At 37.2% G+C, this 25,927-nt stretch carries 25 protein-coding genes and 1 tRNA gene; 21 read left to right on the top strand and 5 right to left on the bottom strand.

From position 1 onward, the window contains the following. From infC to AT685_RS01585, 11 genes are all read left to right on the top strand, one after another. Positions 1 to 625, top strand: a 625-nt coding sequence (gene infC, locus AT685_RS01535) for a translation initiation factor IF-3 (protein WP_072151256.1), incomplete at its 5' end; no start/stop codon positions are given. Continuing rightward, positions 582 to 776 carry a 50S ribosomal protein L35 gene (gene rpmI / locus AT685_RS01540; protein ID WP_047134784.1) on the top strand — a complete coding sequence of 65 codons (195 nt, stop codon included), beginning with the start codon at positions 582 to 584 and terminating at the stop codon, positions 774 to 776. The genes infC and rpmI, both read left to right, overlap by 44 nt. Positions 777 to 807: 31 nt before the next feature. After that, a complete protein-coding gene (gene rplT / locus AT685_RS01545; protein ID WP_072150831.1) occupies positions 808 to 1,152 on the top strand; it encodes a 50S ribosomal protein L20 in 345 nt (114 codons plus the stop codon). Between the two features lie 99 nt (positions 1,153 to 1,251). Then, positions 1,252 to 2,262, top strand: coding sequence for a phenylalanine--tRNA ligase subunit alpha (pheS, locus tag AT685_RS01550; protein ID WP_072151257.1), 1,011 nt, complete (start codon positions 1,252 to 1,254; stop codon positions 2,260 to 2,262). A 2-nt stretch (positions 2,263 to 2,264) separates the two neighbouring features. Further along, positions 2,265 to 4,724, top strand: coding sequence for a phenylalanine--tRNA ligase subunit beta (pheT, locus tag AT685_RS01555; protein ID WP_159420448.1), 2,460 nt, complete (start codon positions 2,265 to 2,267; stop codon positions 4,722 to 4,724). Between the two features lie 11 nt (positions 4,725 to 4,735). Next, positions 4,736 to 5,008, top strand: a complete 273-nt coding sequence (gene zapB / locus AT685_RS01560; protein ID WP_072211826.1) for a cell division protein ZapB — start codon at positions 4,736 to 4,738, stop codon at positions 5,006 to 5,008. Between the two features lie 47 nt (positions 5,009 to 5,055). Further along, entirely contained in the window at positions 5,056 to 5,361 is a 306-nt protein-coding gene (locus AT685_RS01565; RefSeq protein WP_072151259.1) for a cell division protein ZapA, read from the top strand. A gap of 266 nt (positions 5,362 to 5,627) precedes the next feature. Next, complete coding sequence (rny, locus tag AT685_RS01570; RefSeq protein WP_072150495.1) at positions 5,628 to 7,178, top strand: ribonuclease Y; 1,551 nt, start codon at positions 5,628 to 5,630, stop codon at positions 7,176 to 7,178. 88 nt (positions 7,179 to 7,266) lie between these two features. Further along, positions 7,267 to 7,902: a dephospho-CoA kinase gene (gene coaE, locus AT685_RS01575; RefSeq protein WP_081040526.1), complete on the top strand. Its 636-nt coding sequence runs from the start codon at positions 7,267 to 7,269 to the stop codon at positions 7,900 to 7,902. Continuing rightward, the gene (locus AT685_RS01580) at positions 7,902 to 9,080 is read left to right on the top strand and encodes an aspartate aminotransferase family protein (protein WP_072151260.1); all 1,179 of its coding nucleotides are present in this window, start codon (positions 7,902 to 7,904) and stop codon (positions 9,078 to 9,080) included. Before coaE ends, AT685_RS01580 begins: the two co-directional genes overlap by 1 nt. 17 nt (positions 9,081 to 9,097) lie before the next feature. Continuing rightward, entirely contained in the window at positions 9,098 to 10,084 is a 987-nt protein-coding gene (locus AT685_RS01585; protein ID WP_072151261.1) for an aminotransferase class IV, read from the top strand. A gap of 4 nt (positions 10,085 to 10,088) precedes the next feature. Here the strand turns inward: AT685_RS01585 and AT685_RS01590 are convergent. Beyond that, a tRNA-Lys gene (locus tag AT685_RS01590) sits at positions 10,089 to 10,160 on the bottom strand. Between the two features lie 203 nt (positions 10,161 to 10,363). Here AT685_RS01590 and AT685_RS01595 point away from each other — a divergent pair. The 4 genes from AT685_RS01595 to AT685_RS01610 are packed head-to-tail and all read left to right on the top strand — an operon-like array spanning position 10,364 to position 12,358. Further along, positions 10,364 to 10,636, top strand: a complete 273-nt coding sequence (locus tag AT685_RS01595) for an ArsR/SmtB family transcription factor (protein ID WP_072150492.1) — start codon at positions 10,364 to 10,366, stop codon at positions 10,634 to 10,636. 6 nt (positions 10,637 to 10,642) lie between these two features. Then, entirely contained in the window at positions 10,643 to 11,497 is an 855-nt protein-coding gene (locus AT685_RS01600) for a pirin family protein (RefSeq protein WP_072151262.1), read from the top strand. Further along, positions 11,469 to 11,969: a DoxX family protein gene (locus AT685_RS01605; protein WP_081040528.1), complete on the top strand. Its 501-nt coding sequence runs from the start codon at positions 11,469 to 11,471 to the stop codon at positions 11,967 to 11,969. The genes AT685_RS01600 and AT685_RS01605 overlap by 29 nt, the downstream gene beginning before the upstream one ends. 17 nt (positions 11,970 to 11,986) lie before the next feature. Next, positions 11,987 to 12,358, top strand: coding sequence for a DoxX family protein (locus tag AT685_RS01610; RefSeq protein ID WP_072150490.1), 372 nt, complete (start codon positions 11,987 to 11,989; stop codon positions 12,356 to 12,358). A gap of 33 nt (positions 12,359 to 12,391) precedes the next feature. Here AT685_RS01610 and AT685_RS01615 read toward each other — a convergent pair whose 3' ends face one another. From AT685_RS01615 to AT685_RS01625, 3 genes are read right to left on the bottom strand one after another with little or no spacing between them, the layout of a single operon-like run. Further along, the gene (locus tag AT685_RS01615) at positions 12,392 to 13,570 is read right to left on the bottom strand and encodes an acetyl-CoA C-acyltransferase (RefSeq protein WP_072151263.1); all 1,179 of its coding nucleotides are present in this window, start codon (positions 13,568 to 13,570) and stop codon (positions 12,392 to 12,394) included. Between the two features lie 26 nt (positions 13,571 to 13,596). After that, complete coding sequence (locus tag AT685_RS01620) at positions 13,597 to 16,005, bottom strand: 3-hydroxyacyl-CoA dehydrogenase/enoyl-CoA hydratase family protein (RefSeq protein ID WP_072151264.1); 2,409 nt, start codon at positions 16,003 to 16,005, stop codon at positions 13,597 to 13,599. A gap of 34 nt (positions 16,006 to 16,039) precedes the next feature. After that, positions 16,040 to 17,812: an AMP-dependent synthetase/ligase gene (locus AT685_RS01625; protein ID WP_159420449.1), complete on the bottom strand. Its 1,773-nt coding sequence runs from the start codon at positions 17,810 to 17,812 to the stop codon at positions 16,040 to 16,042. 189 nt (positions 17,813 to 18,001) lie between these two features. Between AT685_RS01625 and AT685_RS01630 the strand changes: the two genes are divergently transcribed. Both AT685_RS01630 and AT685_RS01635 read left to right on the top strand, forming a co-directional pair. Beyond that, complete coding sequence (locus AT685_RS01630; RefSeq protein WP_159420450.1) at positions 18,002 to 18,772, top strand: tetratricopeptide repeat protein; 771 nt, start codon at positions 18,002 to 18,004, stop codon at positions 18,770 to 18,772. Between the two features lie 70 nt (positions 18,773 to 18,842). Further along, complete coding sequence (locus tag AT685_RS01635) at positions 18,843 to 19,445, top strand: carboxymuconolactone decarboxylase family protein (protein WP_072150956.1); 603 nt, start codon at positions 18,843 to 18,845, stop codon at positions 19,443 to 19,445. Here AT685_RS01635 and AT685_RS01640 read toward each other — a convergent pair. Then, positions 19,431 to 20,171, bottom strand: coding sequence for a c-type cytochrome (locus tag AT685_RS01640; RefSeq protein WP_072151267.1), 741 nt, complete (start codon positions 20,169 to 20,171; stop codon positions 19,431 to 19,433). The two genes, AT685_RS01635 and AT685_RS01640, sit on opposite strands and share 15 nt — an antisense overlap. A gap of 202 nt (positions 20,172 to 20,373) precedes the next feature. Here AT685_RS01640 and AT685_RS01645 point away from each other — a divergent pair, with 202 nt between their 5' ends. Genes AT685_RS01645 through AT685_RS01660 form a run of 4 tightly spaced genes read left to right on the top strand, consistent with a single transcriptional unit; the run spans position 20,374 to position 25,922 of the window. Next, complete coding sequence (locus AT685_RS01645) at positions 20,374 to 21,240, top strand: Cof-type HAD-IIB family hydrolase (protein ID WP_072212623.1); 867 nt, start codon at positions 20,374 to 20,376, stop codon at positions 21,238 to 21,240. A 60-nt stretch (positions 21,241 to 21,300) separates the two neighbouring features. Beyond that, a complete protein-coding gene (locus AT685_RS01650; RefSeq protein WP_159420451.1) occupies positions 21,301 to 23,565 on the top strand; it encodes an HD family phosphohydrolase in 2,265 nt (754 codons plus the stop codon). After that, on the top strand, positions 23,552 to 24,502 hold the full coding sequence (gene xerD / locus AT685_RS01655; protein ID WP_072151270.1) for a site-specific tyrosine recombinase XerD: 951 nt from the start codon (positions 23,552 to 23,554) through the stop codon (positions 24,500 to 24,502). Before AT685_RS01650 ends, xerD begins: the two co-directional genes overlap by 14 nt. Before the next feature lie 34 nt (positions 24,503 to 24,536). Next, positions 24,537 to 25,922, top strand: a complete 1,386-nt coding sequence (locus AT685_RS01660; protein ID WP_072151271.1) for a M20/M25/M40 family metallo-hydrolase — start codon at positions 24,537 to 24,539, stop codon at positions 25,920 to 25,922. Positions 25,923 to 25,927 lie beyond the last annotated feature (5 nt).

A 25,927-nucleotide genomic window follows, 5' to 3' on the forward strand; every position in this document is an offset into this window, starting at 1 on the left:
AGGAGTCGCCATAGAGAAAGAATTACGCATTAACGATCAGATTAGAGTTCCACGGGTTAGAGTGATTGATGAGAACGGTCAGTCACTTGGCATAATGAATACCCGTGATGCCCTGAGGTTGGCTGAAGAACGAGGTTATGACCTTGTTGAGGTTGCTCCGAATGCTAATCCACCAGTTTGCAGGTTGATGGACTATGGTAAGTATAAGTATGAGAAGCAGAAAGAAGAAAAGTTGCACAAGAAGCAGAAAGCAACGACAGTTTTGAAAGAGTTAAGATTTCATCCCAATACAGGTGAGCATGATTTTCAGTTCAAAGCGCGTCATGCGAGAGATTTTATACTTGATGGTCATAAAGTTAAAGCGCAGGTTATTTTCAAGGGTAGAGAGATCTTGCATACCGAGTTTGGTGAAAAAATTTTGAGGAAGTTGATTGAATTTTTATCTGATGTTGCAAAAGTTGAGCAGGATATACGACTTGAAGGAAATTCAATGAGTGTTTTATTTGCACCCGATAGGAAGAAAATTCAGATGTTGAAAGAACAGGAAGAAAAAAATAAACAATTTGGAGGAGAGTCATCAGATGCCAAAAGTGAAGAGCAATCGCGCAGCGATGAAGCGATTTAAAGTTACCGCAACTGGCAAGATAAAAAGGCAAAAGGCAGGAAGAAGCCATCTTGCCACAGGAAAATCAAGGAAAAGGAAAAGGCAACTTCGTAAGCCAACACTTGTTCATCCATATGAGGAAAAAAGGATCAAGCAACTAATTCTTGCGTGATTTTAAAAACTAAATCAATGAATCGGGAAAGATGAGAGCAACGAATAAGCCAGCATCAAGGAGGCGGAGGAAGAAGATACTTGAGAGAGCGAAAGGGTTCTGGGGGATGCGAGGCAACACCCTCAGACAGGCAAAAGACCATGTTGCGAAAGCACTTCAATATTCATATCGCGACAGAAGAACCAAAAAACGTGAATTTAGACGTCTTTGGATAGCAAGGATAAACGCAGCAGCAAGATTAAATGGAACAACTTATTCAAAACTCATTTCAGCTCTGAAAAAGAAGCAAATTGAGATCAATCGTAAGATGCTTGCCGATCTTGCGGTGAATAATCCCGACGCTTTCTCTGAGGTTGTAAAATTTGCCTTTAGTTAAAATTTTTCTCCCATCGTTCGGGTTTGTTTTTTAGCTTAGCCCGATGATGGGAGTTTTTTATTTATTTGAAAAGTTTGAACACAAAGTTTCATTGAAAAAATGATTAATCATATTGAGGAAGTTAAAGCAAAGTTCCTTGAAGAGATTGACGCTATAGAGGACGAAAAACAGCTTGAGGAATTTAGAGTTAAATATCTTGGGCGAAGGGGAATAATTCAAACATTGTTTGATAAACTTAAAGAGATACCCCGTGATGAGAAACCAGTTGTTGGAAAACTTTTGAACGAATTTAAAGAACTTGCTCAAGCAAAATTTAACGAGAAAAAACAGAAGATTGAGGGAAATAAAAAGAAAGTTAAAGAATTAGTTGACCTAACAATTCCAGGGCGATACAAATATACTGGGGGAATGCACCCGCTTACGCAGACGCTTGAAGAGATAAAGAAGATTTTCATCTCAATGGGGTTTGATGTCGCCTCGGGTCCAGAAATTGAAGATGATTATCATAACTTTGAAGCGCTTAACATTCCGCCGGAACATCCCGCAAGAGATATGCAAGATACATTTTTCATCAAGGAAAATATAATTTTGCGAACCCATACATCGCCTGTGCAAATAAGGGTTATGGAATCAAAACAACCACCTGTTAGAATAATTGCTCCAGGAAGAGTTTATAGAAATGAAGCGATAAGTGCCAGGAGTTATTGTTTGTTCCATCAAGTTGAGGGATTGTATGTTGATGAAAATGTTTCCTTTGCAGAGTTAAAAGGAACTTTGCTCTCATTTGCAAAGCAAATGTTTGGAAGCAGTGTTAAGTTAAGGTTTAGACCAAGTTTTTTCCCGTTCACTGAGCCAAGCGCTGAAGTAGATGTTAGTTGTTTTATTTGTGGGGGTAAAGGTTGTAGAGTCTGCAAATACGGGGGATGGCTTGAAATTCTTGGCTGTGGGATGGTTGACCCCAATGTTTTTAAGTTTGTTGGTTATGATTCTGAAAAATACACTGGTTATGCTTTCGGTATGGGAGTTGAAAGGATAGCAATGCTTAAGTATGGAATTGATGACATAAGGTTATTTTATGAGAATGATTTTAGATTTCTTGAGCAATTTTAAATTTGAAAAACAAAATTGAACTTAAGAAAGTGAAGGTTTCGCACAAATGGCTGAAAAATTACATTGAACTTGAAGCAGAACCTGAAGAGGTAAAAGAAAAACTTACAATGCTTGGACTTGAAGTTGAAAGCGTTGAGTATCTTGGGGAAAAATTTAAAAATTTTTATGTTGGGGAGGTTCTGGAAGTAAATAAGCATCCAAATGCTGATAGATTAACGGTTTGTAAAGTCAGCATCGGGAAAGATACACTTCAAATAATCTGCGGAGCCCCAAATGTATCATCGGGTCAGAAAGTTCCAGTTGCTCTTGTTGGTGCGATTATACCAAGAAATCAGCATGACCCCGAAGGAAAGCCGTTCGTTTTAACAAGAGCAAGGATTCGTGGAGTTGAATCATTTGGAATGATTTGTTCCGAATATGAACTTGGACTTGGGGATGATAAAGAAGGTATTCTGGTCCTTGAACCAAATGCAAAAGTTGGACAACCACTTGCTGAGTATTTCGGGCTTGATGATTTTGTTTATGATATCAGTATAACTCCGAATCGCCCCGATTGTTTAAGTCATATTGGGATTGCCCGTGAGCTTGCGGTTGCTTTTGGCTTAAAACTCAAAAAACCAGAGATTAAGGTTGTTGAATCAGATAAAAAAGTTACAGATTACGCTTCCGTTGAGATCATTGATCCACTGAATTGTCCAAGATATACAGCCAGAGTTGTTTTAAATGTCAAGGTTGAACCATCTCCAAAATGGCTTCAAAATTATCTTCAATCTGTTGGTTTGCGACCGATAAATAACATTGTTGATATAACAAACTTTGTCCTTTATGAAATTGGGCATCCGCTTCATGCGTTTGATTATGATAAACTCGCTGGGCATAAAATTATTGTGAAGTGTGCTGAAGATGGTGAAGTTTTTATAACTCTTGATGGCAAGGCAAGGACATTGAGAAAAGATACTTTGATGATATGTGATGCCCAAAAACCTGTGGCAATTGCAGGTGTGATGGGTGGAGCAAATAGCCAAATCACGGAGGAAACAAGAAATGTTTTAATTGAAAGCGCTTATTTCAATCCTATAAGTATAAGAAGAACATCAAAATATCTTGGATTATCAACAGACGCATCTTATAGGTTTGAAAGAGGCGCTGACCCCGAGGCTGTGATCTGGGCTTTAAATCGCGCAGCTCAACTTATGGCTGAAATCGCAGGTGGTGAAGTTCTGCGAGGGATAATTGATGTTTACCCAGTTAAAATTGAACCAAAAGTTGTTAGTTTAAGATTTTCAAGATTGAATTCTATAATCGGGCTTGAAATACCTCGCGATGAAGTCATTAAAATCCTTGAGGGGCTTGAATTTGAGGTTTTGAATCTTGATGAGAAAGGTTTAACAGTTAAAGTTCCAACATTTAGACCTGATGTTGAGCGGGAGATTGATCTTATTGAAGAGGTTGCAAGGGTTTATGGTTATGACAAAATTCCTGATAAAATGCAATCCATCGTTCATTTCTCAGCTGAAAAGATAAAAATTGATTTCCATAATCTTGTTCGTGGAAGGTTGATTGGCGCTGGATTTAAAGAAGTTGTAACAAACAGTATGCTTGATCAGGATAAGGCTGGACTTTTTGGTGAAAATTTTGTAAAAGTTTTAAATCCGTTGAGCAAGGAAATGTCAGCTTTGAGAACGAGTTTAATCCCAAGTGCGCTTGAGGTGGTTAAACATAACTTTGGATATGGTATAAGAAATTTGAAATTTTTTGAAATAGGGAAGGTTTTCAGGATCGCTTTTGATGAGGATGAAAAACAAAAATATGTTGACAATTATGTTGAGGAAGAAAGGCTTTTGATTCTGATGACTGGCGTGGCTGAGCCAGTTTCATATGATTTGAGAGAAAGAGGTTTTGATATTTATGACCTAAAGGGTGAGGTGGAAAAGTTGTTCAGAGGTCTTTTTCTTGAAAATTATCAGTTTATTTATTATTCTAATAATAGTGAGCTTGCGGAGTTTGAGATAGGCATTGAGATAGCTGGAAAATATGCAGGAAAATTGTTTAAGGCAAGCGATGATCTCTTGAAAAAGTTTGATATTGAGGCGGATATATACATTGCTGAAATTGATTTTGAATTGATTTGCAAACATTCAAAAATTGAAGAGAGGCGATATGTAGAATTGCCGAGATTTCCAAGTGTTTATAGAGATCTTGCTTTTGTTGTTGATGAAGGAGTTCCGGTTGGAGAGATTGAGAAAGCGATAAGGGAAAAAGCTGGTGAGATTTTGAAATCAATTCGTTTATTTGATATTTATAGAGGTGAAAGAATTGGAGAAGGTAAAAAGAGCGTTGCTTTTTCGCTTGAAATTCTTTCAAAAGAGAAAACATTGACGGATGAAGAAGTTAATGAGCTGATTAAGAAGGTTGTAAATTATGTTGAACAAAAACTTGGTGCTAAACTTAGAGCATATTGAGATTGAAAGAGATGGAAAATAAAAACGGCGTTTCAAGCTTTATTAAGATTTTTGAAGAGCTTCAGGGAAAATTTGATAAGGTTTTTGAATATGTACAGAATTTGAGAAATGAGAATGAAAGCTTGAAGCAGAAAATATCTTTACTTGAAGCGGAGATTGATGCATTAAGGCGGGAGAACGAGGAGATGAGGAAAAATGGTATTGTTTTGTTCTCTCCTGATGAGAGAGAGGAGTTCAAAAGGAAAGTTTCAGCTTTGCTTGAGAGGTTAAATCGTTATCTTTGAAAAATTTTTGACGCTGGTTTTCCCGTGAGAACAGAAAATAAACTTTTATGGAGAATAATTTGGATTTATCACAATCAAAAGTCGTAAAGGTAAAAATTTTTAACACTGAATATACCTTAAAAGTTGAAGATGAGGATCTTGCTTATAAAGTTGCGGAGTATGTTGATAAGGTGATGAATGAGTTGCATAACAAGTTTCCTGATCAGTCTATTTTGACGATTGCAATTTTGACTGCGTTGAACATTGCTGAGGAATTATTTCGTGAGCGGGCAAACAGAGGATATGTGGAAAGTGAGATAGAGGATTTGTTGCGTGGTTTGTCGTCAAGGGTAGATATGATATTAAGTATATGACCGCGCTGTCAGCTCAGTTTGAGCTTGGGGGAGAACCAGCGTCAAAGACCCATTGGTAGCCTGGCTCTTGGATGCGGATTACAGGCCACGATCCCACCTATTTAAAGGTGGGATTCCGCTGTCCTGGTTTAGCCAGGACATCAAAAGCGGACGGTGGAAGTAAGAAGTATCCAGGCGGGCACCGGTTCTCACCGTTAAGCTTGCTGGGCTGGCAAGCGCGGTTTATTTTTTAAAGTTATTTGAAAAGAAAATCTTGGAGGGAGGACATGGTTGTATACATAGTTATTTCAGCTGCTGTTTTGTTTGCGTTTTTCATAGGGTGGTTTTTTCATTCAAAAGTTGAGGAAAAGAAAATTGGAACCGCTGAAGCTCGGGCTCAAAAGATAATTGAAGATGCAGAGCGCGAAGCAAATAACATCAAGAAAGAAAAACTTCTTGAAGTAAGAGATGAATGGTTTAGGAAAAAGCAAGAATTTGAAGCAGAAGTAAATCAAATAAAGCAAAAGCTTCAATCTTATGAAAAACAACTTCTTTCAAAGGAAGAGAAGCTAAACGAGCGAGCTGAGGAATTAAACCGAAGGGAGCAGGAATTAAATAAAATCCAACAAAAACTTGAGGAACAGAAAAAACTTTTAGAAATTAAACAGATGGAAATTGAGCAGATCATTGAGGAACAAAAAATTCAACTTGAAAAGATAGCAGGTTTAACCCGTGATGAGGCTAAAAAGATACTTATTGATAGTATGGTTTCAGAAGCAAAAGCTGAAGCAGCTAAGATGATTCGCGAGATTCGTGAACAAGCCAAGGAAGAGGCTAAAAAAGAGGCACAAAAAATTATAGTCCAAGCAATTCAAAGAACAGCAGCTGACCATTCGGTTGAAACAACTGTCACGGTTTTACACATTCCAAATGATGAATTAAAAGGGAGGATAATAGGAAGAGAGGGAAGAAACATTCGTGCTTTTGAGCAACTTACAGGATGTGATATAATTGTTGATGATACCCCAGAAGCCGTGATAATTTCTGGTTTTGATCCATTCAGAAGAGAGGTTGCGAAGATTGCGCTTGAAAGATTACTTGCCGATGGTAGAATTCATCCAGCAAGAATTGAGGAGGTAGTTGAAAAAGTTAGGCAGGAACTTGAAGAGGAGATCTTCAAGGTTGGTGAAAATACATTGCTTGAACTTGGAATTCACAATGTTCATCGCGAGATAATTCGGCTTGTTGGGAAGATGAAATACCGTTCAAGTTATGGTCAAAATGTTTTACAACATAGTATAGAAGTTGCTTATCTTGCAGCTATAATGGCGTCAGAGCTTGGTCTTGATGCACATCTGGCAAAGCGAGCAGGTTTGTTCCATGATATAGGTAAAGTTGTTGATAAACAAGAAGGACCACATGCTTTGATAGGTTATGAAATTTTAAGCAGATATGGAGAGCATCCTATTGTCGTTAACGCCGTTGGATCACATCATGAAGATATCCCGATGGAAACACCTATCGCAGCAATTGTTCAAGCAGCCGATGCGATAAGTGGAGCAAGACCTGGAGCAAGAAGAGAATCAGTTGAAGGTTATGTGAGGAGGTTGCAAAAACTTGAGGAAATTGCAAAGTCATTTGAAGGTGTTGCAAAAACATACGCAATTCAAGCTGGTCGCGAAGTGAGAGTTATAGTTGAACCTGACAAAATAGATGATAATCTCGCAGATCAACTTTCAAGAGACATCGCTGCAAAAATTCAAGAGGAGATGGAGTATCCAGGTCAAATAAAGGTTACGGTTATAAGAGAGGTTCGCGCAGTCGCTTATGCGAAATAAGTGCTTTGATTTTATAAAGGTGGGGGGTAATTACCCCCACTTTTTTATTTCTTGAAGAATTTTTAACTTTTAAAAAAAAAGAACAAAATTGCAATTCAAACACGGTATACTGACTATAGGAGTTACGGGAGGAATTGGTTCAGGAAAAACAACTGTATGTAGGTTTTTTGAGGAACTTGGAGCAAAAGTTATCTATGCAGATGATCTCGCTAAAAGAATTATGGAAGAGGATGAAAATCTAAAGAAAAAAATTAAAAAAATCTTTGGTGAAGAGGCTTACATCGGGGGAAAACTTAACAGGAAATTTATAGCTGATATCATTTTCTCTGATGAAACAAAAAAAAGTAAACTTGAATCGCTTGTCCATCCCGCTGTCATAAGGGAAATCATATCGGAGTTTAAAAAAATTGCAAGGGAAAAAAGTTATGATTTTGTGATAGTTGAAGCTGCACTTATATTTGAATCTGGATTTGATAGCGAGCTTGATTATATCATTGTCGTTGATGCCGATGAAGAAGTGAAAATTAAAAGAATAATGGAGCGTGATAATTGTTCAAGGGAGGAAGTTCTAAATAGAATGAAAATGCAGATGAACCCTGCCAAAAAAAGGGAACTTGCGGATATATTCATACAAAATGATGGGGATATTGAGACATTGAGAAATAGAGTTAAGTTTCTCTATTCACTTTTTCAAAAAATTTCAAAATTAACTGGGGATAGTTGATGTCAGTTTTTGAACTTGAAAAAGGTTTATTCTTTCAAACTTACAGACGGCTTGGAGTTCATATCAAGCGTGGTGAAGGGGTTTATCTTATTGATTCAGAAGGGAGAAAATATCTTGACATGATTGCTGGTATTGGGGTGAACGCCTTGGGATATGGGAATGAAAAAGTTAAAAAGGCGATGGTTGACCAGATTGAAAAATATATACATCTCTCAAATCTTTTTGTTCAGGAACCACAGATTGAACTTGCAAATTTACTTGTTCAACTTTCGGGCTATAAAAAAGTTTTCTTCACAAACAGCGGTGCCGAGGCGATTGAAACCGCGATTAAACTTACGAGAAAATGGGGAAGGAAATTTGGGAAGGTTGAAATAATTGCTTTTTCAAATTCATTTCATGGCAGGACCATGGGAGCTCTTTCACTAATGGACAAAGTAAAGTATCGGGATGGATACGAACCTTTTTTGCCTGAAATTTTAATTGCAAGATATAATGATGTTGAAGATATAGAGAAAAAAGTGAGTCATAAAACAGCGGGTGTTTTTCTTGAGTTTATTCAAGGCGAAGGTGGAATTGTTCCTGCAGATGAAAAATTTGTTAAAAAAATTTTTGAACTTCGTGATGGGTTTAACTTTCTTGTAGTTGCGGATGAAATTCAAAGTGGCTTGTGGCGCACTGGAAAATTTTTCGCTTTTGAACATTATAATGTAAAGCCAGACATAATCGCACTCGCGAAGCCACTTGGTGGAGGGTTACCGCTTGGGGCTGTGCTCGGGAATGAAAAAGTTGTTGATGTATTTACAACTGGTGCACATGGCTCAACATTTGGGGGAAACCCTGTAGCGTGTTCCGCAGGTTATGCAGTTATAAAAGAGATTCAAAATGGAATTGTTGATAATGTTAAGTATATCGGAAATTATTTGCAGGAAAAACTTTTGATGCTTAAGGAAAAATATCGTGGGCTTGTAAAAGATATTCGTGGAATCGGGTTGATGGTTGGAGTTGAACTTAGCATTGAATGTTTTGATGTGGTTAATCGTTTGATTGCTAAAGGTATTATCGTAAATTGCACAAGTAATAATGTTATCAGGTTATTGCCACCCCTTATAATAGAGAAGGAGCATGTAGATTTATTTATTGAAAAATTTGATGAAGTTTTAAACGAGATTAAACAATAAAGTTTCAGGAGGTTAAAATGAAGACAAAAAGGTTGAAAATTTGGAACGAACAAGATTATCTTAACTGGGTTAAACAGGAAACACCTCTAAAGGAAAAATACTTTGCGATGTATTCAACTGTATGGGATGCGGTTGTAACAAATCCAAATCTTATGAACATTCCCTTTGATGATCATATGGTTCATCGTGGCGATGGTGTTTTTGATAATTCGCTCGTTATTAATGGAAAGGTTTATCTTCTTGATGAGCACCTTGATAGGATCATTCGCTCTGCGACAGCAATAAGTATAAAAATTCCGTTAACGAAGCAGGAAATGAAAGAGATAATCCTTGAAACAATTGCTATAACTGGAAAAAGAGATTGTATGGCAAGATTTTGGATTTCAAGGGGAACTGGGGGGTTCAGCGTTTATCCTGATGAGTCACCGCGGGGACATTTTTATCTTATTATAACCTCACTCCCAAATTATCCGTCAAGGTATTATGAAGAAGGTTTAAATGTTGTAACAAGTCCTTTTCCATTAAGGCAACCTTTTACTCCCCAGGTTAAAAGTTGCAACTATCTTGCAAATGCTATGATGGAACTTTTTGCGCATAATGTTGGGGCAGATACCGCAATTGGGATTGATTCGGAAGGTTATCTCACCGAGGGTTCAAATAAAAATGTTGCAATCGTAACTTGGGACAAGGTTTTTAAATACCCACGGCTTGAAAAAGTTTTACACGGGACAATGCTTAAAAGAGCTATTTACTTTGCGAATTTGCTTAAGGAAGAAGGCATTTTAAAAGATGTGGTTTCAACAGATATCCCAATAAGTGAGGCATATAATAGCAGTGAGATGATGTTTTTCAGCACGACCCTTGTTGTTGCACCAATTGTAAAATATGACGGAATCACTATTGGTGATGGAAAGCCAGGGAAAATTTATAAAAGATTAAGGGCGATGTTTAAAAAAGATATGACTGAAAACAACGAAGTTTTAACCCCTGTTGATTATGATTAAAAAGTGAGCCCGGGAGGGATCGAACCTCCGACCTCCTGCTTAAAAGGCAGATGCTCTACCACTGAGCTACGGGCCCAAAGCAATACAAATATACAAAATTTTCAATTCTTAAGCAAATTTTAGGCTCTAACATTTAGCGTATCTCCAAAGGGGGTTATTTTTAGTCTTTAAACTAACCTTTCACCTTTGGGTGATGACTTGACAATTGGAAACTTTTTGTTTATTTTTATATAGACATTTGTCTATATGTCTATAATTCAAAACAAAGGAACAAAACGCATGGCAAAGGTAAAAATTTCAAAAGTTGCAAAAGCACTTGCAGATGAAACAAGATGTAAAATTTTTGAATTGATCGCAAGATCAAAAGAAATAAGCTGTAAGGAAATAACCGAAAAAATGGGATTGAGACAGCCGACGATATCACATCATTTGAAAGCTTTACAGGAAGGCGGACTCGTAAATGTTAGAAGAGAAGGACAGTATCACTATTTCAGTTTGAACAAGCAAGTTTTAGAGGAATTTTCAAACTATCTCTCAAAATTTTTAAACTAAAAAATTATGCTCACGAAAATAAATAAATATCGTCGTATTCAAAGAATTATCCCTGGTATAGAAGTAATTGATGGAGCTGGCGTAAGATTGAGAAGATACATTGGCTCACCTTACCTAAATTATCTTGACCCATTTCTTCTTCTTGACGAGTTCAAAAGTGATGACCCTGAAGATTACATCGCAGGATTCCCTCCACACCCACATCGTGCATTTCAGACTTTGACTTATATGGTGTGGGGAAGTTTTGAGCATAAAGATAGCACGGGAAGCACTGGAAGATTAAATTCAGGTGAATTGCAATGGATGAACGCTGGAAGTGGAGTGATGCACTCAGAGATACCACTTATGAAAGAGGGTTTGTTATGGGGATATCAACTTTGGCTTAATTCACCCGCAAGGGAGAAAATGAGCGACCCGTTTTACCACAATTTTAAAGCGATTGAGTTAAATGAGAACGATGTAAAAATAAATCTCCTATCGGGGATATTTAATGGAACCGAGCAGAGAAACTGGGCTTATTATCATTTTTTGTATCTTGATATTAGATTGGTGGAAGGAATTGATTTTGAATATGAAATTCCGGGTGATGTTAATTCATTTTGTCTTGTCTCAGAGGGACAAATAAAATTCCCTGATGGAGCGAAGGTAAATCAACATCATCTTGCGGTTTTAGACGATGGCAATTTAATTAAATTTACTGCGCTTAAGAATTCAGTTGTCTTGCTTGGATGTGCAAAGCCTTTAAATGAGCCCGTCGCTCGCTGGGGACCATTTGTTATGAACACAGCAGAGGAAATTTATCAGGCAATAGAAGATTACCAAAAAGGTCATCTTGTTAAGAAAAGAGCAGTTGATATTTAAAATCATCTTAAAAACAAAAAACGGTGCAAACATGCTTACAAAACTTTCAAATAAGGTTATAAGCGATATAGATTTGTTAGTTATAAGGATAATACTTGGGGTTATCTTTATAGCCCATGGTTATCCGAAGATATTTGTTTTTGGGATCCCTGGGTTTGCTAAATTTTTAGGCGGGCTTGGTGTTCCGCTTCCGGGGCTTTTTGCTGTGATTGTATCTTTGGTTGAATTTGTTGGCGGAATTGTACTCATACTTGGAATTTTCTCAAGATGGGTTGGGTTATTACTTGCGATTAATATGATTGTTGCAACATTGCTTGTTAAGGTTAAGGTTGGACTTATAGATCCGATGGATAAGCCAGGGGTTGGAGCTGAACTTGACCTTGCACTTTTTGCATGTGCCTTAGCAATTCTTGTCTTTGGTCCAGGTTCAATTTCTGTTGAGTTGGGAATCTTTAAAAAAGAAATTTCATAAAAAAGGAGGAAATAAACATGGAAGCGATCTGGGTAATTGGGAGAATTTTATTTTCAGCGCTTTTTATAATGTCTGGCTTTGGGCACTTTAGAAACTATAAAGATATGGTTCAATATGCTCAGATGATGAAAGCACCATCTCCGAATGTAACCGTTCCGTTGACTGGTTTGATGATAATACTTGGAGGGATAAGTGTTTTATTTAACTTTTACTTAACAATCGGTGCGATTTTACTCTTTTTATTTCTTGTTCCAACTGCTTTTATAATGCACAAGTTTTGGGCAGTTCAAGACCCCGGACTTGCTGCGAATCAGATGGCTCATTTCATGAAAAACCTTGCACTTGCTGGGGCTTCATTAATTTTAATTTATCTTGATAGTTTAAGGTGAACTGTAGGGCCCCGACACATGTCGGGGCATTTTTTAAATTAATTCAAAAATTCCCGCAGCACCCATACCACCGCCGATGCACATTGTGACCATTCCATACTTTACATTTCTTCTTTTCATTTCGTTTAAAATCGTCACGGTCAGTTTTGCTCCTGTACAGCCAAGTGGATGTCCAAGCGCAATTGCTCCACCGTTGACATTTATAATTTCTTCGTTTAATCCAGCAAGCTTTATAACAGCAAGAGATTGAGCAGCAAATGCTTCATTAAGCTCAATTAGTCCGATATCGTCAAGTTTAAGTCCCGCAAGTTTTAGTGCCTTTGGGATTGCTTCAACTGGACCAATTCCCATTATTTCCGGTGGGACACCGGCGACGGCGTAAGAGACGAATCGCGCTATTGGTTTTAGTCCAAGTTCATTTGCTTTTTTATCAGACATGACCACAACAACAGCGGCGCCATCGCTCATTTGGGATGAGTTCCCAGCGGTGACTGTTCCTCCTTCCTTAAACGCTGGCTTCAATTGAGCAAGCTTTTCAAGTGATGTATCAGCACGAGGTCCTTCATCGGTGTCAAAAATTTTTTCTTCAACAATTTTTTCCCCTTTCCCATTAATATATTTGTTGACGACTTTAAGGGGGACGATTTCATCTTTAAATTTCCCTTCTTGAATTGCTTTTAATGCTTTTTGATGGCTTTTCAAAGCGAATTCATCTTGCATTTCTCTCGTGATGTGATATTTTTCCGCGACTCTTTCAGCTGTTAAACCCATGCTGATATAAACCTCTGGATAATTTTCAGCAAGATATGGGTTTGCTGAAAATTTGTTCCCGGTCATTGGAACCATGCTCATTGATTCAACCCCGCCTGCGATTATGATATCAGCATATCCAAGTTTGATTCTTTCGGCTGCGAAAGCAATTGATTGTAAACCAGACGAGCAAAATCTGTTGATTGTAATTGCTGGGACGCTTACCGGAAGTCCGGCTCTTAAGCTTGCAATTCTTGCTACATTTAGTCCCTGTTCACCCTCGGGAAATGCGCAACCAATTATAACATCATCAATTTCTTCAGGATTAAGGTTTGGGGTTCTTTTAACGGCTTCAGAGATTACGATTGCAAGCATTTCATCAGGGCGGAAATCTTTAAGTGCTCCCCTTTTTGCCCTTCCAACTGCAGTTCTTACTCCTGTTACTATTACTGCGTCTTGCATTTTAACACCTTTTTATGTTTTTGAAATTAATTTCTTAACGGTTTTCCATATTTTAGTATATGCTGCATTCGTTCTTGTGTTTTCTTTTCACCGCATAGGCTTAAGAATGCTTCACGCTCAAGGTCGAGGATATGCTGTTCGCTTACAATTTGTGGTGATGTGAAATCACCACCTGACATTATATAAGCAAGCTTCTTACCAATGTGAGCTTCATACTCGGTTATGTAATTAGCTTCCCGCATAAGATAAATCCCGACGAGGAAATTTGCATAAAGTTGTTTTCCAAGCGCAACGATTTCAGCTGGGAGCGGTGGTTTATAGCCTTCCTCAACCATAGCAAGCGCTATTTTTTTAGCATCATAAATTAGATAGTCTTTGTTCATTGAAATTGTGTCAAATTCTCGCAAATATCCAAGTTTTTTAGCTTCAAGTGCACTTGTTGAAACTTTTGCGAATGCGATCGTTTCAAATGCTTCTCTTATAAATGGGGTGAGGTCAACATTATCTTGTTTCGGTGCCCTTTGAATTGCTCTTAAAAGCATTTCTTTTGTCCCACCACCAGCTGGGATTACACCAGCCCCAATTTCAACTAAACCAATGTAACTTTCGGCATAGGCGCGAACTTTTGGAGCATGGAGAACAATCTCACATCCACCCCCAAGCGTCATCCCATGTGGGGCAACAACAACTGGCTTGGGAGAATATTTAATTCGCATGTTCATTCTTTGGAACATCCTTACAGCCCTGTCAATTTCTTCCCATTCACCTTCTTGTGCTAACATGAGTATCATCATAAGATTTGCACCTGCTGAAAAATGTTGACCTTGATTTCCAATTACGAGCGCTTCATAATTTTTTTCAAGCTCATCAAGAGCATAATTTGCCATTACGAGAATATCCTCACCAATTGCGTTCATCTTCGTATGAAATTCAAGACATAAAATTCCCTCGCCAAGATGAATCAAACTTGCACCCGCATTTTGCTTTATAACTCTTGATTTATCCTCTTTAAATAAAGCAAGGTTGATTATCTCAGGTTTAGCTTTCATTTCAATATAATCCTTAACTCCGACGACATCATAAAAGTAAATTTTCCCATTCCTTTTCTCATAGAAGCTTTTCTTTCCAGATTTTATCATATCTTTAACCCAATCAGCAACTTTAAATCCATATGATTCAATTTTCTCAATTGAGCTTTCAACCCCAATTAAATCCCACATTTCAAATGGACCTATTTCCCAATTGAAACCCCACTTCATTGCATTATCAATATCAACTATTGTATCGCTGATTTCGGGAATTCTATTTGAGGTATAAGCGAGAACGGCGCTGGTTGTTTTCCAGAAAAATTCACCTGCTTTATCTTTTGCGTTCATCAAAATTTGAATTTTATCTTTCAATCCTTCAGTTGCTTTTGCCATTTCAAGAGACCCTAATTTCACTTTCTGTCTTTCTCTATAGCTCAAGGTTGAGAGATCAAGAACAAGTATTTCACTTTCTCCATTCTTTTTAACACGTTTATAGAACCCCTGCCCAGTTTTTTCTCCAAGCCATTTATTTTCAAGCATCTTTTGAATCACATCAGGAACTTTGAAATAATCCCTCATCTCATCATTTGGGACAGCGTTGTAAAGATTATTTGCAACATGAACAAGTGTATCAAGCCCAACAAGATCAAGCGTTCTAAAGGTTGCGCTTTTAGGTTTTCCCGTCACGGGACCTGTTAATTCATCAACTTCTTCAATTGTAAAGCCATTTTCAAGCATATAGTGTAGAACATACATCACTGCGAAAACCCCGATCCTGTTGGCTATGAAATTTGGCGTATCTTTGCAGTAGACGATTCCCTTCCCAAGGACTCTTTCACCAAATTCAGCTATTGTTTCAATTACTTCTTTTGATGTTTCGGCGGTCGGAATTATCTCAAGAAGTTTCATGTATCTTGGTGGATTAAAAAAGTGTGTACCGAGGAAATGTTTCCTGAAGTCATCGCTTAAGCCATCAGCTATTTCGGAAATTCTGATCCCGGAGGTGTTTGAGCTTACAATTGTTCCGGGTTTTCTAACCATATCAACTTTTTTGAAAAGTTCTCTTTTCACATCAAGCCGTTCAACCACTGCTTCAATTATCCAATCAACCTCAGATAACCAATTTAAATTGTCCTCAAAATTTCCAATTGTTATCAATTTTTCAAGTTCTGGGATGAAGAACGCATTTGGTTTTAATTTTTTAGCTCTTTCAAGACCTTCACGAACAATTCTGTTTCTTACATCGGGGTTTTGAAGTGTTAATCCTTTTGCTTTTTCATCTTCAGTTAGTTCTTTTGGAACGATGTCAAGTAGGTAAGATGGGATTCCTGCATTGGCGAGATGAGCTGCAATTTGTGCCCCCATCACGCCTGCGCCCAGAACAGCAACTTTTTTGATGGGTTTCATTTTTTAATTTTGCCCTTTTATTTTTAAATGGATTTTACTCTTTGTAAAATGAATCAATTAGGTCTTTATACCTTGCTTCAACATTTCTTCGCTTTACTTTCAAGGTAGGCGTGAGGTAATCATCTTCAATTGTCAAGACACCATCAATCACTGCAAATTTTTTTATCGTTTCCCATTGCGCAAGATGCTGATTTACCTGATCAACGATTTTTTGATATAATTCTTGAACTTTTGGATGATTTACAAGTTCAGCATTATTTGAATAAGTTATGTTGTTTTCATGCGCAAATTGTTTTAAAGTTTCAAAATTTGGAAATATGAGCGCTGAGGCAAACTTTCTGCCCTCACCTATCACAATGGCTTTATCAATATATACATTTGAAGAAAGGAGATTTTCAATAACTTGAGGCGCTATGAATTTTCCACCGCTTGTTTTGATTAAATCTTTCTTTCTGTCTGTGATAAATAAAAAGCCATCTTTATCTAAATAGCCGATGTCGCCAGTTTTGAACCATGTATGTTCAAATGCTTTTAAGGTTGCTTCTTCATTTTTGTAATAGCCTTTCATAACATTTGGACCATCAACCAGAATTTCACCGTCTTCTGCAATTTTAACTGCAACGCCGGGGATCACTGGGCCAACCGAACCAATTCTATTTCTTTCAAGTCGGTTTACAGATATAACAGGCGATGTTTCTGTCAATCCATATCCTTGGAGCACTGGAATGCCAGCGGCGGTAAAAATTCTGGCGAGGTCGGGTCTTAATGCAGCGCCACCGGAGACGATGAATCTAAATCTTCCACCAAATCTTTGTCTGATTTTTTTGTAGACAAGTATATCTACAAGTTTATGTTTTATTTTGTATGAAAGGGGAAATCTTTTTTCAGGATCATATTGTTTTGCGATGTTCAGTGCCCAATTGAAAATCTTACGCTTTAACGGGGACATTTTTTGAACCTGGGCAATCATTCGTTCCTCCGCCTTTTCAAGGAACCTTGGAACAGTGGTCATAACCGTCGGTCTTACCTCAAGAAGATTATCAGCAAGTTTATCTATTGATTCGGCATACCAAATTTGAATTCCGATGTAGAGATAAAGATAAATTATCATTCTTTCAAAGATGTGCGAAAGAGGAAGATAAGTAAGAGCAATTTCTTTTTCTGCATCCCATGTAAATAGCGATGCACAGGTCGTAGCGTTTGAGATCAAATTTGAATGTGTGAGCATTACTCCTTTCGGCTCACCAGTTGTCCCAGATGTGTAAATTATAGTGGCAAGGTCGTCGGGTTTAACTTTGGATTTTAACTCATCATAAAGGTTTGGGTTATTTTTATCAAGTTCTTTCCCTTTTTCTTCAAGTTCTTCAAGCGTCATGAGATTATCGGCGGATTTTTCAAAAGTTATAACTTTATCCACGAGTCCAACTTTTTCAATCACAGGTAAAACTCTCTCATAAAGTTGCTTTGTTGAAATAAAGATCATTTTTGATTCCGAATTTGTAAGTATAAACTCAACTTGAGGTAGTGATTGAGTTGTGTAGATTGGCACATCAATTGCACCAATTGAAATTATCCCAAGGTCTGTCAATGTCCATTCGGGTCGGCTTTCGGATAAAAGGGCGATTTTATCTCCAAATCTTATTCCAAGACTGTAAAGACCCAGTGCAATATTTTTAACACGATTGAAAGCTTCATCTGCGGAGATTGATTTCCACACTCCCTGTGATTTGTAGTTCAGGAGTTTGGGATTGCGATATGTTTTTACCCCGAATTCAAAGAGCTCAGCGAGATTTTGAAACTTCACCATAGCAATCATCCCCGTTTTGGTTTTGAGGTCTGTTTACATTCAAAGTTTAAAAATTCCTTTGAAAAAATCAAATTTTTGGAGAGGTTGGAGGAAATGAAGTTTGGCAAATAGGAATAATTTAACTATTGACTTTTAACAAAAAATGTTTTATTATTAAAAGAAATAATGAAAATTAAGGAGGCTGATAATATGAGAAAGCTTCTTTCAATAACGGTGCTTTTAATTCTGGCAGTTTCACTTGCAAACGCTCAGGGTGGCAATTCCGTAAAGCCTGATGTTGAGGCGGCGAAACTTTTTAATGAAGGTAATTCGCTTTTAAGAAGTGGGAATTATAAGGCAGCTATTGAGAAGTATGATGAGGCATTAAAAATCCAACAAGATCCAAGGTTTTATTATAATAAGGGTCTTGCACTTAAGGCTTTGAGGCAGAATGAGGAGGCAATCAAGGTATTTAAGGAAGCAATAAATCTTAAAAATGATTTTGCCCCAGCTTATAATGCCATTGCTGGAATTTATCTGGCTCAGGGAGATTATGATAACGCTATTGAAAATTACACCAAAGCGTTGCAGTATGATAAAAAGCTTGATGTGGCGATGAAAGGAATTGTTGAGGCGTTGCTTGGTAAGTCAAACGCATTAATTCAGGCGGGAAAATTTCAGGAAGCAGTTGATCTTTTAACTCAAGCAACGACTTATAGACAGGATTACCCGAAGGTTTATGTTATGCTTGCGCTTGTTTATAATAAACTCTCACAGCATGATAAAGCAGTTGAGTCAGCAAAGAAAGCAATTGAGATAAATCCAAAAGCCACGAATGCGGATGCTTATTTTGAGCTTGGGATTGCATATAAAAAACTTGGTCAAGTTGAAGAGGCGAGAAAAGCATTTCTTGAGGCGAAGAAAGACCCACGGCTTGCAAGAAACGCACAGTATGAACTTGATCTTTTGAAGGAGCAGTAAATTTTAAAATTTAAATTCCAATTTTTTGCCCGACCTGATTGGTCGGGTTTTTTGTTAAAATAGTGAAATTATGAAAAACGCAGATATAAAATTTTTAGCAAGGGTTGTTTCGCTTGTTTCGCTCGGGAAGACAAAAAATCTTGAAGAGGAGTTAAAGAAAAATCTTTTAATTGAAACAAACCTTAGGAGGGTTGAAGAGGCAATTTTGCAGTGTTATCTTTTTGCGGGATTCCCAGCAGTTATAGAAGGTTTTATTGTTTTGAGAAAATTAGCGAATAAAAGATCAGCAAGACCAAAAGATTATAATGTTAATAAGTTTTATTTAAATGGGGTTAAAACTTGTCAAAAAGTTTATGGTGAGAATTTTGATAAACTAATTCAGAATATGAAGTCACTGCACCCAGATCTCCTTAAATGGATGTTAATTGAGGGGTATGGTAAAGTTTTAAGTAGAGATGTGTTGAGTTTAAAGGAAAGGGAACTTTTGAATGTGGCAATTCTTACCTCGCTTGGTTGGGAAAGGCAATTGTATTCTCATTTGAAAGGGGCATTGAATGTGGGTGTAAAACAAAATGAAGTTATTGAGATTATTGAAACGATTTCCGATATTTGTGGAGCAAAAAAGGCAAATACAGCATTGAGAATTTTTCAGAAAATTTTATCTCTCTCGTAATTTAATAACATAAGCGATGAGATCTGCTATTTCTTGGTCTGTTAATTTATCTGGGGTAAAAAACGGCATTGGGGTTTTGCTTGAGGCTGGTGAGCCTGCACGAACCATCTCAATTATTTTTTCAGGGGTGATCTTTTCGGCAAATATCGGCGGGGCAAGGTTGATTTCATCTAAATGGCATTGTTCACAGGCTTTCTCGTAGATTACTGCGCCATTTTCGGGATTTCCAACGAGATTTAAAATTTTATCTTTGATCTTTTTGACTTTTTCGGCTCTTTTTGATTCATCCTCCCAGGGTAGGATAAGGGGTTGAGATGTTAATTTTTCAACTTCAATATCTCCTGATATGAATTGAAAGTAAGCTAATAACGCCTGAGCATCTTCGGGAGGCAAAGCTTTCAGTGGATTTGAAATTTCTTGTTTTTTCTGATACAAAACAACGCACAGACCAGCTCCAGCTGCTGTTATATTTAATGCCTCTCCTCGGAATTTGCCATACCATGTGACTTTTCTGGTATGAGCACCTATCAAGTTATGCCCCGGTCTAATTTTATCATCGGGATAGTTTAAATCGTCAAAGTCAGCATGGCAGTTTGCACACGCGAACCCTGTAGTCCCATAATTTGAGTCATAAAAAATTTCCCGTCCTCGTTTTACCTCTTCGGGGAGTTTAATTTCTTTTCCACCCCGTGAACACGATGATAAGAAAATAATCGTAAGGAACATAATTGAAATTCGCAAAGACATATGCCTGGCAAATTTAATCTTTGTTTTATCTTTAAGATATCACAAATCTGGATTTTTTTAAAATTTCATGCAAAAGATGTGTGATGATTTATTAACGGGGAAATTCTGATATCTCTTCGGGTTATGTTTTTTCTTTTTCACAATTTTGTTAAATTTTAAAAAAGCAACTTTAATTGAGGAAATGCCCAAGATTGACCTTGTTGAGCTTAAAAAAAGGTTGAAGCAAATAAAGCTCGTTGCATGTGATATTGATGGAACTTTACTGAGTTCGGATAATCAAATCGGAGAAAAAACGATGCAACTTGTGAGAGAATTAAGGAATTTGGGGATTAGGTTTACCCTTATCACGGGACGTGTCCATTCGGCTTCGGTTAAATATGCGAAGATGCTTGGTGTTGACGACCCAATAGTTTCATTAAATGGTGCGCTTGTAAAGTTTCCAGAGGGTGAAACAATAAAAGCCTTTTATCTTCCCGAGAAGCGAGTTCTCAAAGCCCTTGAACTTGCCGAAAGGTATTTTGTTAACATACTTTTTTATTCAGAAGATAAAGTTATCTATACGCCTGAGAATACGATTTTCCCCTCATATATTGGAAATCTTGAAGCTGAAACTATGGAAGTTGATTCATATTATGACCACACTGATAAAGTTCTGCGTGTTGTTTTCAGTTCCGATAGATCACGGATACTTTACAAAATTGCACATAAGCTTGAGCCACCATTTTTCTCAAATATATCAACATCAATATATCCATCCCTTAAATATGATAGATTAACCTATCTTGAGGTAAAACGCAGGGGAATTTCAAAGGCAACTGGTTTGAAATATGTTCGCAAGTATTACGGGTTGAAACGGAAAGAAGTTGTAGGGATTGGCGATTTCTATAACGATCTTGAATTCTTAAAGAAGGTTGGAGTTGCGGTTGCGATGAAAAATGCCGTTGCGGAAGTAAGATTTAACGCTGACTATGTAACAACGAAGACAAATGATGAAGATGGTGTAAGTGAGTTTCTTGAGATTTTACTTGAAGCAAAAAAATTAGCCTGAAATATGAAAATACGAAGTTTTACATCCCTTTTTCAAAGGGATTTGATTTTGAAAGTTCTTATGTTTTTTCTCATTCCCATCTCTGCTGTGTTCTTGTTCAGGAGTCCACATGCGTTTGAATATAAATATGAAATTGGAAGCGTCTGGCTTTATGATGATGTGGTCGCTCCTTTTTCCTTCCCGATATACAAGGACGAAAAACAGTATCAAGAAGAACTTGAGAAAGTTTACAGCAGAGTTTATTTTATTTTTGATGTTGATACACAGGTATACAAGAACCAGCTGAACGAATTACGGAAATTCTTAACTAACTTGAAATCATATCTTGATTTAAAGCAAAATTATCAGGTCAAATTAAATCAGCGGGTTAATTTAAATCTTCTCAAGCATGATTCTATTGAAATTGAAAATTTGAGGGAAAATTTAATTCAGAAGGTCACCAATGATGAACTTAACAAAATTGAATCAATGTATAAAATTGGGTATTTTGATTTCAACAAATTAAAGATTGTTGGGGAGACATATCTTGCGTTGGTTTATCAACCAGTGGGTGTGATCTCGGTTCCAAGATCGGAGTTGAAAAGAAATGAAATAGTTTTAAGAAGGGGGAAGTTTGAGGAGGTTTATAAGCAAGGGAAATTTTATGACCTGAGGGAAAGTTTTGAACTTGCAAAAGAGTTAACACGGAGAAATTTCCCAGAGCTTATTGAGGTTGATTCGGTTTATTTTGATATAATTGCGAAAATTTTTTATTCATTTGTTAAACCAAATTTGGTTTTTAACGAATCTGAGACGAACAATTTGATTGAGCGGGAAAAGAGTAAAGTTTTAAGAACTGCTGGCATCGTTCGTGAAAATGAAAAAATAATATCAAGGCATGAGATAATAACCCCTGATAAGTATTTAAAGCTTGAATCCTTAAAAAGAGCGCAAAAGGAGCGTGGCATTGGAACTGGACAAGTTATAAAAGACCTTGGGCGTTTTATCCTTACGGGGACCCTATTTGCTATCTTCTGGATTTATCTTTACATGTATAGAAAGAAAATTTATTTTGACAATAAACTGCTCTCGCTTATAACTGCTCTTTTTCTTCTGGAAATTTTGCTTGCCTTCTTGATAACAAAGATAAAAACCGGGTATGAGATATACTATCTTATCCTTATACCAGCGTTTTCAATGTTGATGACGGTGATTTTTGATTCAAGGGTTGCATTTTGGGCAACTGTGGTGATCTCACTTATAATTGGTTCTCTTATAGGTTACAATTATGATATAGCATCAGCTTCGTTTGTTGCTGGGACTATTGCTATTTACTCCGTAAGAAGCATTGGGAATAGAATGCAGATTTTCAGGAGTTTCATTTTCATTCTTATTGCGTATGTCTTTGTTATAGTTGGATTTTCTTTTCAAAAATATGAGTCCATTGCTGTTATTTTCGCAAAACTTGGTTTTGCGACGGCTAACGCTTTCCTTTCGCCAATTTTAACATATGGTTTGTTAATTTTTCTTGAGAGAATTTTTGGGATTATGACTGAAATCACCTTGCTTGAGCTTTCTGATTTCAATCATCCACTTTTGCGTGAGCTTTCAGCAAGGGCTCCTGGGACATTTCACCATAGCATCGCAGTTGCAACTCTTGCTGAGGCAGCAGCGAAGGCGATTGGAGCTAATCCTGTGCTTGCACGTGTTGGGGCATATTATCATGATGTTGGGAAAATTTTTAATCCGGAATTCTTTGTTGAGAATCAAATGGAATCAGACAAACTCCACAACTCAATTATGCCTGAGCAAAGCGTTCATATAATCATCTCGCATGTTGAAGAAGGGCAAAAAATCGCAAAAAGATATAAGCTTCCTTCAGAGATAATAAAATTTATCCCTATGCATCATGGGACAACACTTGTGGCTTACTTCTATGGAAAAGCGTTGAAAAGAAAAGAACTTAGAAACATTGAAATTGAGGAAAGTAATTTTAGATATAAAGGACCAAAGCCAGATTCAAAAGAGACTGGAATAGTGATGCTTGCTGATTCTGTTGAAGCTGCTGTTAGGTCTCTTGATGAGAAAACCCCTGAGAACATAGAGAAAACGGTTGAAGCGATATTTGAAAGTAGAATTGAAGATGGTCAACTTGACGAGTCAAACTTGACATTTAAAGACATTGAGGATATAAAGAGAACATTCATTCAGATACTGGTCAACCTTTATCATCCAAGGGTTAAATATCCAGGGCAGGAAGAGATTGTAGAAGAGGCATCTGAAAGAAAGGAAGTTAAGATAAAGGCGAAAAGGAAAGCGAGAAGATTAAAAAATGGCGCAAGTTAAAGGTAAATATGTAGATGAAAGTTTATTAAGAATCCGAAGTGTTAATTGGCAACGCTTTTTAAAGCATTTTCTCAAGTCAATTGAGATTGAAAAAGGTTATTCTAAAAACACTGTTGAATCATATTCAGTTGATCTTGTTCGCTATGTGTCTTTTCTTGAGGACAACGGGGTTGAACATCCAGATTTTGTTAGTGAGGAGTTAATAAGAAAGTATATTCGGGAACTTAGCTTAGTTGGTTTAAGCCCATCAAGCATATCAAGAAATGTAGCTTCAATAAGAACATTCCATAGGTTTTTACTTCTTGAGTCTTATTCAAAGAATTATCCAGCTGAAAACATTGAGCATCCGAAAATAAGAAAGAAGCCACCCGAGGTTTTAACTGTTGATGAGGTTTTTGCGCTTCTTGAACAACCTGATACTTCAACACCACTGGGGATAAGAGACAAGGCGATTCTTGAATTTATGTATGCAACGGGGGTTAGAGTTTCTGAGTTGATAAATTTAAGGCAAATTGATTTATATTTTGATATGGAATTTGTGCGAGTTTTTGGTAAGGGTTCAAAGGAGAGATTGGTTCCAATTGGAAAGGTTGCAATTAAATGGGTGAGGGAATATCAGTTGAAAATTAGACCAAAACTTGCTAAAATTGATAGTGGAGATTTTCTTTTCTTAAGTAGATTAGGAAAGAAATTGACGAGGATGAGCGTGTGGAAAATTGTTAAAAAGTATGCTCTGATGGCTGGGATAAAGAAGGAGATTCATCCTCACACGCTTAGACATTCGTTTGCGACACATCTTCTTGAGGGTGGCTCGGATTTAAGGTCTGTTCAAGAGATGCTTGGACATGCAAGTATAACCACAACTCAAATTTACACTCATATAAGTAATGAGACGATAAGGGAGATCTATTATCTTTACCACCCGAGATCAACTTAAATTTTTTTAAAACCAAAACAAAGAGGAGAAAAACATGGCAGGACAACTTCCAAACTGGGAAAACATAGCAGAAAAAATTAACAGCTATGTTGATGATGTAAGAAACGAATTTGAACAAATGCTTGGTGAAATAGTTGAGATTCCAACTGTCAGCATGGATCCATCTTATAAAAACGATATTGAACGGGGTGCTGATCTTGCGGTTGAATTTTTGAAAAAATTCGGATTTGAAGCGAAAAAATGCACAACCCCTGGAAACCCAGTTGTCTTTGGATCTTATGTAACAGATCCAAAAAATCCAACTGTTGCAATTTATAACCATCTTGATGTTCAACCGGCTGGTGGTCCTGAATGGATTCGGGAACCCTTTAAATTCACCAAGGAAAATGGTAAATATTATGGTCGTGGTACAACTGATGATAAGGGACCGGCGCTTACTGCTTTATTTGCAGCTCGTTTTGCGGTTGAAAATGGGATTCCGATAAACATTAAATTTATTTGGGAATTTGAGGAAGAAAACGGAAGCCCAAATTTTGGATATTTCATCAAGAATTACAAATCGGAACTTAAAACGAATTCTGTGCTTGTTTCCGATACCCTGTGGATTTCTTCAGACAAGCCAGCTATACCTTATGGATTGAGAGGATTACAAGGGGCAAGGCTTGTCCTTGAAACAGGAACAAAAGATGTTCATTCTGGGACAACAGGTGGCTGGGCGAGAAATCCAATTGGGGAACTGTGTCAACTTATTTCACAGCTTTACGATGCAAAAACTGGCAAAGTTAAAATACCCGGATTTTATAAAGATGTGAAGAAATTAAGCGATAAAGAATTAAAAAATTTCCTTTCTTCTGGATTTGATGTGAAGAAAAGAATGGAAGTTTTTGGATTTAAAAGTGTGAGAACAAAGGATAAAGCTGAAGTTTTGAGAAGGATCTGGGCTGAACCAACTTTTGAGGTCCATGGGATTGTTGGAGGTTATACTGGACCAGGGATAAAAACAATAGTTCCGCCAAGAGCTGAGGCAAAGATAAGTATGCGCCTTGTCCCGAACCAGACACCAAAGAAAGCTTTTAAGTTGCTCAAAGATTATGTCAAGAAGCTCAATCCAGATGTTGAGGTTGAACCTGAAAATGCGTTGGAGCCATATCTTGGTGAGTTTGAAGGACCTTATGCGAGTGCAGCTGTGAAGGCAATTGAATATGCGTTTGGCGTCAAACCTGCCTTTATAAGAGAAGGTGGTTCTATCGGTGCGGTTGTCACAATGCAAAAACTTCTTAAAGTCCCAATCGTGATGATTGGTTTGAGTCTTCCAGAACATGGTTATCATGAGCCAAACGAAAACTTTGATTGGAAACAAGCATCCGGTGGGATGAAAGCATTTGTGAGATACTTTTATGAGATCTCCCAGATAAAATGAAAACT

It is taken from the genome of Candidatus Kryptobacter tengchongensis (genome assembly GCF_001458555.1).
Lineage (GTDB): Bacteria > Bacteroidota > Ignavibacteria > Kryptoniales > Kryptoniaceae > Kryptonium > Kryptonium tengchongense.

What these genes read in the sequence shown, in the direction of transcription:
- AT685_RS01635 (WP_072150956.1), top strand. Translation starts at nt 18,843, where the DNA reads ATGAAAAACGCAGATATAAAATTTTTAGCAAGGGTTGTTTCGCTTGTT.
- zapB (WP_072211826.1), top strand. Translation starts at nt 4,736, where the DNA reads ATGGAAAATAAAAACGGCGTTTCAAGCTTTATTAAGATTTTTGAAGAG.
- AT685_RS01640 (WP_072151267.1), bottom strand. Translation starts at nt 20,171, where the DNA reads ATGTTCCTTACGATTATTTTCTTATCATCGTGTTCACGGGGTGGAAAA.
- rny (WP_072150495.1), top strand. Translation starts at nt 5,628, where the DNA reads ATGGTTGTATACATAGTTATTTCAGCTGCTGTTTTGTTTGCGTTTTTC.
- AT685_RS01650 (WP_159420451.1), top strand. Translation starts at nt 21,301, where the DNA reads ATGTTTTTTCTCATTCCCATCTCTGCTGTGTTCTTGTTCAGGAGTCCA.
- pheS (WP_072151257.1), top strand. Translation starts at nt 1,252, where the DNA reads ATGATTAATCATATTGAGGAAGTTAAAGCAAAGTTCCTTGAAGAGATT.
- AT685_RS01615 (WP_072151263.1), bottom strand. Translation starts at nt 13,570, where the DNA reads ATGCAAGACGCAGTAATAGTAACAGGAGTAAGAACTGCAGTTGGAAGG.
- AT685_RS01600 (WP_072151262.1), top strand. Translation starts at nt 10,643, where the DNA reads ATGCTCACGAAAATAAATAAATATCGTCGTATTCAAAGAATTATCCCT.
- AT685_RS01565 (WP_072151259.1), top strand. Translation starts at nt 5,056, where the DNA reads ATGGAGAATAATTTGGATTTATCACAATCAAAAGTCGTAAAGGTAAAA.
- AT685_RS01595 (WP_072150492.1), top strand. Translation starts at nt 10,364, where the DNA reads ATGGCAAAGGTAAAAATTTCAAAAGTTGCAAAAGCACTTGCAGATGAA.
- rpmI (WP_047134784.1), top strand. Translation starts at nt 582, where the DNA reads ATGCCAAAAGTGAAGAGCAATCGCGCAGCGATGAAGCGATTTAAAGTT.
- AT685_RS01580 (WP_072151260.1), top strand. Translation starts at nt 7,902, where the DNA reads ATGTCAGTTTTTGAACTTGAAAAAGGTTTATTCTTTCAAACTTACAGA.
- AT685_RS01620 (WP_072151264.1), bottom strand. Translation starts at nt 16,005, where the DNA reads ATGAAACCCATCAAAAAAGTTGCTGTTCTGGGCGCAGGCGTGATGGGG.
- xerD (WP_072151270.1), top strand. Translation starts at nt 23,552, where the DNA reads ATGGCGCAAGTTAAAGGTAAATATGTAGATGAAAGTTTATTAAGAATC.
- AT685_RS01645 (WP_072212623.1), top strand. Translation starts at nt 20,374, where the DNA reads ATGCCCAAGATTGACCTTGTTGAGCTTAAAAAAAGGTTGAAGCAAATA.
- AT685_RS01610 (WP_072150490.1), top strand. Translation starts at nt 11,987, where the DNA reads ATGGAAGCGATCTGGGTAATTGGGAGAATTTTATTTTCAGCGCTTTTT.
- AT685_RS01660 (WP_072151271.1), top strand. Translation starts at nt 24,537, where the DNA reads ATGGCAGGACAACTTCCAAACTGGGAAAACATAGCAGAAAAAATTAAC.
- rplT (WP_072150831.1), top strand. Translation starts at nt 808, where the DNA reads ATGAGAGCAACGAATAAGCCAGCATCAAGGAGGCGGAGGAAGAAGATA.
- AT685_RS01630 (WP_159420450.1), top strand. Translation starts at nt 18,002, where the DNA reads ATGAGAAAGCTTCTTTCAATAACGGTGCTTTTAATTCTGGCAGTTTCA.
- AT685_RS01625 (WP_159420449.1), bottom strand. Translation starts at nt 17,812, where the DNA reads ATGGTGAAGTTTCAAAATCTCGCTGAGCTCTTTGAATTCGGGGTAAAA.
- AT685_RS01585 (WP_072151261.1), top strand. Translation starts at nt 9,098, where the DNA reads ATGAAGACAAAAAGGTTGAAAATTTGGAACGAACAAGATTATCTTAAC.